We start from the raw sequence: 11,893 nt of genomic DNA, 5'->3' as shown, positions 1-11,893 counted from the left end.
GGCGTCGCGCACGACGAGCCACTGTCGGATGACGCAGAGCCACTGTCGGATGACGTCGAGCCCACTGCGGAGTCGGGCGGTCAGGACGATCACCCGACCGACGGCGACGAGCACCGCGACCACTCCGTGTAGGCGGATGACCGATGAGATCGGCGGGCCATTGTGCCCGCCGATCTCCAGGTCGCCGTCGCGCCGGTGGTCCGGAGCGAGTCGGTCAGGCGCCGCCGGGTCCCTGCCCTAGGTGCGGACCGGGTAGGCGCCCGGGTGCTCGGGCTCCGGCTCGGGCTGGCGCACACTCTGAGAGCGCGTCAACCGGCGCTGGGCGCGCAAGCTCCGACGCGCGCGCGGCGCGGGGCGCACTGCCGACCGATGCGGGCCGTGCGCCGCGCCCGGGACGTGCTCGGCGCGGACCAGCGGGGCGATGACGACCGTGCGATGCATGCTGCCGAGGCGTCGGCGTGCGGGTCGTGCGGGTTCGTCCGCGGGGCGGCCGACCGTGCGTGCGAACAGCAGCAGCCACCAGAACACCAGGCTGAAGACGATGAGCTCGAACGCCGCGAGGTTGATGAAGCCGGCGATGTACGGTGCGATCGTCGCGGCGAGCCCGAGCCCGACCCTGCGGCTGGCCCGCGCAATGACCCGGTGCATTCCGCGCAGCATCCAGCGGCTCGAGGCGAGGATCGCGAAGAACGAGAAGACGGCGCCGGTGGAGCCTCGGTCGTGGAGGAACTCGTTCGTACTGACGGGCACGAATCCGACGACGGACAGATGGATGCCGATCAGCGCGACCAGGATGGGCACGACGGCTGCTGCGCGGCGGTTCGCGAGCACCGCGGTGCCGGCGTGGCGCTGCATCTCGCGGCGCAGACGGAGGGCGAACACGACGATCCCTGCGCTGGTCATGACGATGGTCGCGTTGAAGACAAAGCCCGAGAACACCGCGAACGTGCCCAGCCGGCTGAAGTGCAGGTGCCACCACAGCGGGTCGGGGGTCGTGGCGATGGAGATCAGCAAACCCACCACCAGGAGCGCGGCCGTGGCGAGACCGACCTGGGAGGCGGTGCTGTCGCGCAGCAGTTCGAGCGGGCGCGCTGCGAGTCGAACGGGCGCAAGGGGTCGGGCGAGTGCGGGTGCGTCGGCGAGGAGGGCCACGGCGGAGGTCTGGCCTTTCGTGAGGCGGAGAGCGTCAGCGCTCCCGCCCTGCAGGTAACTCCAGGCGCAGCCGCTTATCCCCCGGATCGTCGGTGCTGTTCAGGCAATGATGCTCCCTCCCAGCAGGCATTGCTTGGGATGAGAGTATCCTCTCCGCGCAATCGCGGGCGAATCCTGGGCGGGAATCGGTCTATTCGTGCTGGCCCGTGACGCCGAGGAAGCGGATGAAGACCGCGATCCACCCGAAGATCAGCGCGAAGACGATGATCTCGAATGCCGGCAGCCAGAGACGGCGGACGCGGTGATGCCCGCCCCGATCGCGGCCAGAAGGCCGAAAGCGCCGGTGGAGTCGGCGAGCGGCACGTCCGGGCGATGAAGGCGACAACGAGCCCGTAGATCGCGCCGAGGATGCCTGCGGCGGCTGCAGCGTAGATCGCTTCGGACTCAGCCCGGAGTGTCGGGGCGGGCGCGACGCCCTCGGGGTGCGTCGTCGCGGTGTTCGCGGTCCTCGCGCCGGTGTATGACCTGCATGCCGCGCCCACCGGCATCCTCACAGGGTCGCGATCGGAGCATCCGTTAGAATGAAGCGTCGGCTCTGGACACCGCACGTGCTGTGCGGATGGGTTTGTGAGTCCAAGGGGCCGATGGTGGGAGCGAATCCGCTCCGGCGACCATCACGTTGAATGGCCCCCGGCCGACGATAGTCCGGGTAACTCCGTGCCGCATGTGCGGCGTTTGCGGCAGTGGGATCTGCGCAGATGACGTCTGTGCGCGAACTGCAGAGTGCTGTTCTCAGCTGAGACAACCCAGAAGGACATCACCATGCCCAAGAGCAAGAAGCCCGCCGGCGGACGACCGGCCAAGAACTTCGAGCCGCGCTACGGCGAGAAGAAGGCTCGGTACCACGACGGGCGCAGCCCCGCTGATCCGTCTCGGAGCGAGCGAAGCGAGTCGAACGGCCGCGACCGCGCGCGCACGGGTGCCGGCCAGAAGCCCGGCAGCAAGAGCCCGAGCCACCGCGGCTACCGCGCCCCCGAAGAGGGCGCCCGCAGCGACGCCCCGTCGGGTGCCCACAAGACCCGCTGGACGGCTACTCAGCGCGCCGGCCGCGACGAAGCCCGCGGCGTTCGCACCCATGCGCCGGGCGACCGCCCGGCTCGCTCGCACGACCGCCCGGCGCGCCCGAACGGCAACGACCGCCCAGCCCGTTCTTACGACGAGCGTCCCGCCCGTCGTGAGTACGGCGACGAGCGGCCGCAGCGCTCGAACGCCGACCGCCCTGCCCGCCGCGACATCAACAGTGACCGTCCCCGCGGCACGCGACCCGCCGGTCGCTCCGACTGGAACACGCCCATTTCGCGCACCCCGGCGCACGAGCAGCACGTCGACGTCGTGCACGAGCGTCTGCAGGCCGAAGCCATTCAGGCGACGGATGTCGACGGGGTGAGCTTCGGCTCGCTCGGGCTGGGCGAGAACATCGTCCGCACGCTTGCCGACCTCGGGGCGGCCGCTCCGTTCGCCATTCAGGCCGCGACGATCCCCGAGATCCTCGCCGGTCGCGACGTCCTCGCGCGCGGACGCACCGGCTCGGGCAAGACCATCGCGTTCGGCGCACCGCTCGTGGAGAACGTGTTGCGTGCCGGTGCCGGCAAGAAGCGCGAGTTCGGCCGCAAGCCGAAGGCGATCATCCTCGCCCCGACGCGCGAGCTCGCACTCCAGATCGACCGGACGATCCAGCCGATCGCCCGCAGCGTCGGCCTGTTCACCACGCAGATCTACGGCGGGGTGCCCCAGGCGCGCCAGGTCGGTGCGCTCAAGAAGGGCGTCGACATCGTCATCGGCACCCCCGGTCGCATCGAAGACCTCATCACCCAGCGCAAGCTGGACCTGAGCGAGGTCATGGTCGCAGTGATCGACGAGGCCGACCACATGTGCGAGCTCGGCTTCCTCGAGCCCGTGCAGCGCATCCTCCGCGAGACGGCGGACGGCTCGCAGAAGCTGCTGTTCTCGGCCACGCTCGACCGCGAGGTCTCGGCGCTGGTCGACGAGTTCCTCGTGGACCCGTCGGTGCACGAGGTCGCGGGCGAAGACCAGGCATCCAGCACGATCGAGCACCGCATCCTCGTGATCGAGCACCGCGACAAAGCGCAGATCCTCGACCAGCTCGTCGATCGCGAGGGCAAGACCCTCGTGTTCGCCCGCACCCGCGCCTACGCCGAAATGCTCGCCGAGCAGTTCGCCGATGCGGGGATTCCGGCCGTTTCGCTGCACGGAGACCTGAACCAGGCCCGACGCACCCGCAACCTGGAGCGCCTCACCTCGGGCCGCGTCAACGTGCTCGTCGCCACCGATGTCGCCGCGCGCGGCATCCACGTCGACGACATAGACCTGGTCATCCAGGCCGATGCGCCCGACGAGTACAAGACCTACCTGCACCGCTCGGGCCGCACCGGCCGGGCGGGCAAGACCGGTCGGGTCGTGACCCTCATCACCCGTCAGCGCCAGCGCAAGATGGCTGAGATGCTCGAGCGTGCCGAGATCGAAGCGCCGTACCAGAACGTGCGTCCCGGCGACGACACGATCGAGGCACTTCGACAGGCTCAGTAGCCGCGGCCGGCCGCGCGCCGACCACGGCCGCGCCCACCGCTGGGGAGCTGCTTCGTTCGCTTGACCAGGGCGGCGGCGCATTTCTCCTGCAAACGGATGGCGAAACCCCGGGAAACCGGGGGTTTCGGCGCATCGGCCGTCATTCTGCAGGAGTTGTGCACCGCGCTGCGCCGAGCTCGTAACCGCGACAACCGGTCATCGACGCCCTACCGAGTCGGCTCAGAACAGGCGAGCGGTCTCTTCTGGGGCTCGCCCGCGCGAAGTGGTCACGAGCTGCGGCCGCGCCCCGAGACCCGGCACGGTCGACCGACGCGGCTCGTCGTCTTCGGCGCTCCCGTCGAGTCCGTGCACGCGCAGCAGCGGTCGCACTCGTCTTGACAGCCACGCCCGGTACGCCTTCGGAGCGCCGGACGATGCGCCGGGATAGAGCCCGAGGTAGGACGAGACGAGTTCGGGATGCTCGCGCGCCAGCCACTGCATGAACCACTGCTTCGCGCCGGGCCGCAGATGCAGCGCGCCGAACACCACACGCACCGCACCGGCATCCGCGATCTGCGTCAACGCGCTGTCGAGGGCGGCGATCGAGTCGGTGAGGTGGGGGAGGATCGGCATCAGAAACACGGTCACGGCGAAACCGGCGTTCCTCGCCGCGCGCACCGTGTCGAGGCGACCCGCCGCCGAGGGGGTTCCGGGCTCCAGCCGCTTCTGCAGGCCATCGTCGAAGACGGCGATCGACATCGCGATCGACACATCCACGGATGCCGCCGCCTCGCGCAGCAGCGGCAGGTCACGTCGCAGCAGCGTGCCCTTCGTGAGGATCGAGAACGGCGTGCCCGACTCGGTCAGCGCCGACACGATCGCGGGCATGAGCCTGTAGCGCCCCTCGGCGCGCTGGTACGGGTCGGTGTTCGTGCCGAGCATGACGGGCTCCCGCAGCCAGGTGCCGCGCCGCAGCTCCTTCTCGAGCACCTCCGCGACGTTGATCTTCACAATGATCTGCGAGTCGAAGTCGCGGCCGGCATCGAGTTCGAGGTACTCGTGCGTTCCGCGGGCGAAGCAGTAAGCGCACGCATGACTGCAGCCCCGATAGGGGTTCACGGTCCAGTCGAACGGCATGACGGACGCACCGGGCACGTGGTTCAGTGCGCTCTTGCACATCACTTCGTGAAAGGTGATGTCGGCGAATTCAGGAGTGGTCACTGATCGGACGAGTCCATTGAGCTGCTCCAGTCCGGGCAGGGCAGCGGCATCCGCCACGCCCAGTTCCTGACCTCGCCACCGCATGGCTCCATGGGAACAGAAATACGAAAGTATGTCAACACGACATCGCACACAGTATCGAGGAAACGCCGAAGCAGTGCCAAGGCCTCGACCCATGCCGGTTCGCGGGGAAGAATGGGGCGAGTGACGGCACCCGAACCGCACAATCCCCCGTTGACCCGCCGCGCCGCACGATTGCAGCGCGAGCGGGATGCTGAGCGTGGCCTCGAGGCGGATGCCGCCCCCGCCGTGTCGATCCATGGCGAAGAGACCGCGGTGAAGATTGTGGCGCGCCACACCGTCCCGATGCCGATCATCGACGTCACCACCCCTGCGCCCGTCACCTCCGCCGCGCTCCCCGTCACACCGCCCCAGCCGGCGCCCGCGCTCCGATCACGCGGCGGCCGCCGCGCGAACACGGGCCCCACCCCGACCCGCGTGGGAGCATGCGCCGTCGCGCCCGCCCCCACCCGTCGCGCCGCCAAGACCGCCGAGCTCATGGCACCGTCGGCGCCGCCCGCACGACATGCGCGCGCGCCCCGCACGGCGCGCGCCGGCATCGTGGCGAGCTTGGCCGTGGTCGCATCGATCGTTCTGGCCTCCACCGCGACGGTCACCGCGACGGTCACCGCGGCCCTCAGCGAACAGGCCCCGGTCGGCGTCGCCGCGGGGCAGGTCGCCGTTTCAGCGGAGCCGGTCGAGCCGCCGCCGACGGCCCGGGATGCCGAACCGCTTCCCGCCCAGGTGCAGGCCCTCCCGGCGCCGACGATCGCGGCGACTCCCGCGGCGCTCGAACTGTGCAGCATCCCCGCCGTCCTCAGCGCACTCGCCGCCGGCGACGATGCTGCCGTGATCGCCGCCGCCGGTGGCGGCGAGGCGTTGCGCAGCGCGGTCGCCGCGGGCACCGCCCCGTGCATCGCACTCGATGACCCCGCGAGGGTCTGGGTCGTACTCAACAAGACGCGCCCGAACGCCCCACTGGACTATCGGCCCGCGGCTCTCGCGCCGCCCGCGGGAATGCGCAGCATCGAGGGCGGATCGCTGCGGTCGGATGCCGCCGCCGCGCTCTCGGCGATGGCCGGCGCGGCAGCGACCGCCGGGGTGGGCGAGATCGCGCTGCAGAGCGGCTTCCGCTCGTACGAGACGCAGCAGACGACCTATGCGAATCAGGTGAGCGTCGAGGGCGTCGAGCAGGCCGATCTCACCAGCGCACGCCCGGGCTTCAGCGAGCATCAGTCGGGGCTGGCCGGCGACGTCGTCGCGTGCGCGGACGGCTGCGGCACGCTCGACGAACTGGCCGCCACCGCCCAGGGTCAGTGGATTCTCGCGCACGCATGGGAGTACGGCTGGATCACGCGGTACGAGGCCGGGTCCACGCCGATCACCGGCTACAGTCCCGAGTCCTGGCACCTGCGATACATCGGCGTGGAGCTCGCGAAGGCGTACCACGACGGCGGCTGGCACACCCTGGAAGAGTTCTTCGGGCTGCCCGCGGCTCCGACGTACCTGTAGCCGAGCGGCCTCAAGGGGCCACGGATCCACGATGTGGCGGCATCCGACAAACGCGGTACCCAGTTTCGCGGTAAATGGGATGCAATGCCACAAGCGTTTCGGCATCCGCCCCGTTCGGTGCCCTAGGATCGCCAGCGGCGACGCGGCCGCGCACGGCACTTCGAAGACCCGGCCCCGCCACTGATATGCACAGAAGGGCAGGACGCACATGGAGCGCGACATCTACAACGAGGATCACGAGGCCTTCCGCGACGTCGTGAGGGAGTTCATCAAGCGTTACGCGACGAACGAGAAGCGCATGCAGTGGGACCGTGACGGCGAGATCGACCGGCAGACGCTGCTCGCGGCCGGCGAGTCGGGCATCATCGGTCTCGCGGTTCCCGAGGAATTCGGCGGGGCCGGGATGCTGCAGGACTACCGCTTCCGCGCGATCGTGAACGAAGAGGTCATCGGCGCGGGCCTCGGCTCGCTCGCCGGCGCGCTGGGAATCCAAGACGACCTCGCAGTGCCCTACATCGTGCACATGGGCACGCAGGAACAGAAGGAGAAGTGGCTCCCCCGCATGGCCACGGGCGAGATCCTCGGCGCTCTCGCGATGACCGAGCCCGGTGCCGGCAGCGATCTGCGCGGCATCAGAACCACCGCGAAGAAGGTCGACGGCGGCTACATGGTCAACGGCGCGAAGACGTTCATCTCGTCCGGCAAGACGGCCGACATCATCGTCACCTTCGTCAAGACCGGCGAGGGAAATCGTCCCGATGCGTTCAGCCTCCTGATCCTCGAGGATGGGATGGAGGGCTTCGACCACGGCAGGAAGCTCGAGAAGATGGGCTTCCACGGCTGGGATACCGCGGAGCTGTCGTTCAGCGACGTCTTCGTGCCAGAGGCGAACCTCATCGGCGGCAAGGAGGGTCTCGGCTTCATCCAGCTCATGATGAACCTGCCGCTGGAGCGCCTGTCGATCGGCGTTTCCGCAGCTGCGGCGGCTCAAGCCGCGCTCACGTGGACGCTCGACTACACCAAGAGCCGCGAGGCGTTCGGGCAGCCGGTTCTGGACTTCCAGAACACGCGCTTCCGCCTGGCCGACATGGCGACGACGGTCGACGTGATGTGGGCCTACATCGACCGGGCGCTGATGCTCTACAAGGACGCGAAGCTCACTCCCGAAGAGGCCGCGAAGGTCAAGTTCTGGTCGACCGACCGCGAGTGGGAGGTGCTCGACATCGGCGTGCAGCTGCACGGCGGCTACGGGTACATCACCGAGTACCCGATCGCGCGCGCGTTCCTCGACGCCCGCGTGCACCGCATCTATGGCGGCACCAACGAGATCATGCGCGAGATCGTCGGTCGCCAGCTCGCTGGCAAGCGATGACCGCCTGACACGCGATTCCGGATGCCGCGACCCGTCGCTCGCTCACACCCTCCCGGTTCCTGAGCCTGCCGAAGGGCGCGGCATCCCTCATTCTCAGCCCAGACCCCACGGGAACCAGAACCAGAAGATCGCGCCCGATGCCGCCACGAAGAGCACGATGAAGACCACGTCGCGCGTACGGAACGGCACGATGTGCCGCTCGGTGCGGTCGGGGTGGGCGCCGAAGGCGCGGGCATCCATGGCCAGTGCCACGCGCTCGGCGTGCCGGATCGCTCCGGCCAGCAGTGGCACGATGTAGCCGCTCCAGCGCGCGACCGCAGCGAACGGCCCGCGGCCCCCGTGCGCTCCGCGCACACGATGGGCCTGCCGGATGACCTCCAGCTCATGACCGAATCGCGGCACGAACCGAAATGCGGCCAGGGCCGTGTAGCCGATCCGATACGGCACCCTCAGCTGCTGCACCGTCGCGCGCACCAGATCGGGTCCGGTGGTGCTGAGCCCCGCGATCAGGGCAAGGCCGACGATCGCCGCGATGCGCAGACCGGTGGCGAGTCCGACGAGCACCGCACCGCCATACAGCGTCCACGAGCCGAGCTGCCACACCACGACGCTCTGGTCGACGCGCGACGGATCGATCCACAGCGAGAAGCCGAGCCCGATCGCAAGCGCACCGAGCGGCAGCGCGAGCAAGAGCACCAGCGCGAGCAGGCGCGTGAAGCTCACACCGATCAGCAGCATGGCATATGACAGCAGCAGGAATGCGAGCGGGGTGGCGGCATCCCGCACGAAGACGAGCAGCACCATCGCCGGGACGGGTGCCAGCAGCTTGGCGAGCGGATTGAGCCGGTACAGGAAGCGCACCGGCGCGGCGGTGACGGCATCCGCGTAGGGGTCGAGGTGCATGTGCGGCACCTGTGCGGCGAGGATCGGTCCGGTGGCGGTCACGAGGGGCCGCCGGGCAGATCACTGAGGCGCGCCATGCCCGCCAGCTCGGGGTGGTGCCGCAGGCCGTGCAGCGCGCGCCCCAGCGGCGGCAGGCGCAGGCCTGCCCGCTCGATGGTGTCGGCATCCGCAAACACGGCGGCGGTCGTGCCGTCGGCGAGCAGACGGCCGCCGGAGAGCACGACCATGCGGTCGGCATACTCCGAGACCAGCTGCATGTCGTGCGTGACGGCCAGGATCGTGGTGCCCTCTCGGTTGAGTTCGCGCAGCAGCCCGAGCAGCTCGTCGGCCCGGGCACGATCCTGCCCGAACGTCGGCTCGTCGAGGGCGAGCACCGGCGCGCCTGCCACGAGCGCGGTGCCGACCGACAGGCGCCGCTTCTGACCGCCCGAGAGCAGGAACGGGTGTGTGTGCGCCTTCGCCGCCAGGCCGAACCGCTCGAGGAGCGCTTCGGTGCGCTCGCGCACCTGGGCGTCGGGAAGGCGCTGCAGTCTCAGTCCATGGGCCAGCTCATCGAAGACGGTGCCCGCGATGAACTGATGCTCGGGATTCTGGAACACGAACCCGATCCGCGAGGACAGCGTGCGCGTGTCGGTGCGGCCGATGTCGAGCCCGTCGACGTGCACAGTGCCGCGGGGCGGCGGCACGACCCCCGCGATCGCCTGGATCAGGCTCGTCTTGCCGGCGCCGTTCGCCCCCACGACGGCCACGAACTCCCCGCGCCGCACGTCGAGGTCGATCTCGTGCAGCACTTCGGTGCGACCGCGGCGGAGGCTCAGCCCGCGCACCGAGATGAGCGGCCCCTCCTCGGTTCGACGCCCGAACCACTCCTTCTCGTCGTGGCCGTGCGTGTCAGGCATGCCGGCGCGGGTGGAATCGGCGAGAACGGGTGGTTTCGCGGCAGGTGAGGCGAGGGATGCCGGAACCTCGGCCGCCTCGAGCGCTGTGCGCAGCTCGTCGGGGGTCAGCGGAAGCGGATCGAGCACGAAGCCCGCCCGCCGCAGGCGCAGCGCGGCCAGCGCGGAGATCGGCAGCCACACCCCCATCGCGTGCAGTTCCGCGGCGCGGCCGCGCAGCACCGCATCGACCGTGCCGTCGGCGACGAGCCGGCCCTTCTGGTCGAGCACGACGGCGCGGTCCACGAATCCGATCGCGGCGTCGAGGTTGTGCTCCACGAGCAGGATCGCCTGGTCGCCGCCCGCGACGAGTTCGGCCAGCGCAGCGTAGACCTCCTCGATCCCCTGCGGATCGAGGTTCGCCGTGGGCTCGTCCAGCACGAGCAGCGGTGAGCCCATCGCCAGAGCGCACGCGATGGCCAGTCGCTGACGTCCACCGCCGGAGAGCCGGTCGGGGTTCTCGGTGCGGCGCTCCCACAGTCCCACCCGGCGAAGGGCGGACTCGGATCTGGCGAGCACGTCGGCCACCGGCATCCGCAGGTTCTCCGGGCCGAACGCGACTTCGTCCAGCAGCGTGCCGGTCACCAGCTGCGCGTCGGGGTCTTGGAAGACCATGCCGACCTGCGTGCTCAGCTCGGCCACCGTCGACGTCGCGACGTCGCGGCCGGCCACTTCGATGGTTCCCCGCACGTCGGCGGCGACCGCCTGCGGGATGAGCCCGTCGAGCGCGAGCGTCAGGGTGGACTTTCCCGATCCGCTCGGCCCGAGCAGCAGCACGACGTCGCCGACCGCGATGTCGAAGCTCACCGCGGCCGGGGTGGCGGCATCCTCACCCACGTGAGTGATCGCGAGATCGCGCACACGGAGCAGGGGCGCCGAAGCGGCGCCGGACCGGGCCTGTGCCGAGGCGGAAGGATCGCGCTCGAGTGCGGTCACGGGTCTTCCCAAGGGGTTGCTGAGTACTCCCAACTTAGCCTGCCCTAACCCGAAGGGCGGCACCTCAGCGCGACCCGATCAGAGGCGGCTGGACCGCGCGACGCCGGTGCGCCGCAGCGCGGCGCCGATCGCGAGCCCGACGGCGGTCCACGCGATCGGACCGACGATGAACAGCGCCATGTAGACGATCTGTCCCCACAGCGGGAAGCGCGAGACATCGGCGGCGAACCAGATCGGCACCGCGATCACGACGCCGACGACGATCGCCGACACGAAGAACCGCCACGACTCCCATCGCCGGTAGCGTCCGAGCGCGGCGATGCCCTCCTGCAGCGCGCCGATCAGCAGCGCGGTGCCGAGGTAGCGACCGATCCACAGCGGCAAGACCGCGCTGGCCACGAGGGCGGCGATGAGGTGCGTGATGAGCGCCACCCACGGGCGCCGGAGCAGTTCCTGGGCGATGACACCAGGCAGGACGTGCACGCCGAGCACGAGGCCGTAGAGGATCGGCACGGCGGCCGAGACCGGTCCGCTGATCGCTCCGGCTCCGGCCGAGAGGGCTCCCGTCGCCACGCCGATTGCGGCGCAGGTGAGCAGCACGCTCGTCGAAAGCCGGGGAGCTGAAGCCACCTGCTCAGCGTAGTGCGGCCGGGTCACGGCGATCTCGTGCGCCCGCTTTCGCCCGATCGGCGGCAGCGACTTCGGCCGAGTTTCGTTCCAGCCGTGTCAGCCCTCGTCGCCCGGTTTCGGCCAGTCGATCTTCAGCCCGGGTACGTCGTGGCCCTGCAGATATCGAACGACGAACGTGCACTCGGGCACGATCGTCTCGCCGCGGCTCGCCACATCTGCCATGGCGCGACCGGCCAGTATGCCGCCGAGCCCCTGGCCCTTGAACGCCGGGTCCACCTCGGTGTGGGGGAACACGAGGCGGCCGCGCGAGTCGGGCGTGAACTCCGTGAACCCGCCGAGCACCTCCCCGACCCAGATCTCGTAGCGGTTCTCGGCGTCGTTGCGCTCGACACGCGGTTCGGCATCGGTCTCAGGCTGGGTTGTCATGGGGTTCCCCTTCGTCGCTCCTCTTCAACATACGGACGGCGCTCGCATTCCGCCAGCGCGTTCGGCGCCGCGCGCCTGGCAGACTCAGGTGGTGTCGACATCGTTGCGTGACCGCATCCCGAACGGGGCGGACGACGACGCGATCTACGACGGTTTCGTC

The 11,893-nt window shown here is 69.9% G+C and carries 9 protein-coding genes; 3 read left to right on the top strand and 6 right to left on the bottom strand.

The window, feature by feature from the left end:
* Positions 1 to 237: 237 nt before the first annotated feature.
* Positions 238 to 1,152: a hypothetical protein gene (locus QZV84_RS03260; protein WP_292825231.1), complete on the bottom strand. Its 915-nt coding sequence runs from the start codon at positions 1,150 to 1,152 to the stop codon at positions 238 to 240.
* Positions 1,153 to 1,974: 822 nt separating this feature from the next.
* On the opposite strand from QZV84_RS03260, the gene QZV84_RS03255 reads away from it, so the two are divergent.
* Positions 1,975 to 3,759 (top strand): DEAD/DEAH box helicase, encoded by a 1,785-nt coding sequence (locus tag QZV84_RS03255; RefSeq protein WP_292825228.1) that lies wholly within the window; start codon positions 1,975 to 1,977, stop codon positions 3,757 to 3,759.
* 219 nt (positions 3,760 to 3,978) lie between these two features.
* On the opposite strand, the gene QZV84_RS03250 is transcribed toward QZV84_RS03255, so the two are convergent.
* The gene (locus tag QZV84_RS03250) at positions 3,979 to 5,043 is read right to left on the bottom strand and encodes an Rv2578c family radical SAM protein (RefSeq protein WP_292825225.1); all 1,065 of its coding nucleotides are present in this window, start codon (positions 5,041 to 5,043) and stop codon (positions 3,979 to 3,981) included.
* 120 nt (positions 5,044 to 5,163) lie between these two features.
* Here QZV84_RS03250 and QZV84_RS03245 point away from each other — a divergent pair, with 120 nt between their 5' ends.
* Together QZV84_RS03245 and QZV84_RS03240 are read left to right on the top strand one after the other, a co-directional pair.
* Complete coding sequence (locus QZV84_RS03245; protein ID WP_292825222.1) at positions 5,164 to 6,531, top strand: D-alanyl-D-alanine carboxypeptidase family protein; 1,368 nt, start codon at positions 5,164 to 5,166, stop codon at positions 6,529 to 6,531.
* Between the two features lie 208 nt (positions 6,532 to 6,739).
* Positions 6,740 to 7,903, top strand: coding sequence for an acyl-CoA dehydrogenase family protein (locus QZV84_RS03240; RefSeq protein ID WP_292825219.1), 1,164 nt, complete (start codon positions 6,740 to 6,742; stop codon positions 7,901 to 7,903).
* A gap of 93 nt (positions 7,904 to 7,996) precedes the next feature.
* Here the strand turns inward: QZV84_RS03240 and QZV84_RS03235 are convergent, their stop codons facing one another.
* The 4 genes from QZV84_RS03235 to QZV84_RS03220 all read right to left on the bottom strand — a co-directional run bounded on the left by QZV84_RS03235 (position 7,997) and on the right by QZV84_RS03220 (position 11,733).
* Complete coding sequence (locus tag QZV84_RS03235) at positions 7,997 to 8,806, bottom strand: energy-coupling factor transporter transmembrane component T (RefSeq protein ID WP_292825331.1); 810 nt, start codon at positions 8,804 to 8,806, stop codon at positions 7,997 to 7,999.
* 38 nt (positions 8,807 to 8,844) lie between these two features.
* On the bottom strand, positions 8,845 to 10,677 hold the full coding sequence (locus tag QZV84_RS03230; RefSeq protein WP_292825216.1) for an ABC transporter ATP-binding protein: 1,833 nt from the start codon (positions 10,675 to 10,677) through the stop codon (positions 8,845 to 8,847).
* Positions 10,678 to 10,755: 78 nt separating this feature from the next.
* The gene (locus tag QZV84_RS03225; RefSeq protein ID WP_292825213.1) at positions 10,756 to 11,307 is read right to left on the bottom strand and encodes an ECF transporter S component; all 552 of its coding nucleotides are present in this window, start codon (positions 11,305 to 11,307) and stop codon (positions 10,756 to 10,758) included.
* Positions 11,308 to 11,403: 96 nt separating this feature from the next.
* Positions 11,404 to 11,733, bottom strand: coding sequence for a GNAT family N-acetyltransferase (locus tag QZV84_RS03220; RefSeq protein ID WP_292825211.1), 330 nt, complete (start codon positions 11,731 to 11,733; stop codon positions 11,404 to 11,406).
* Positions 11,734 to 11,893: the final 160 nt, after the last annotated feature.

Source organism: Microbacterium sp., assembly GCF_011620715.1.
Taxonomy (GTDB): domain Bacteria; phylum Actinomycetota; class Actinomycetes; order Actinomycetales; family Microbacteriaceae; genus Microbacterium.
The sequence above is the reverse complement of the archived record's forward strand: the minus strand, read 5'-3'. Positions and strand labels throughout refer to the sequence as shown.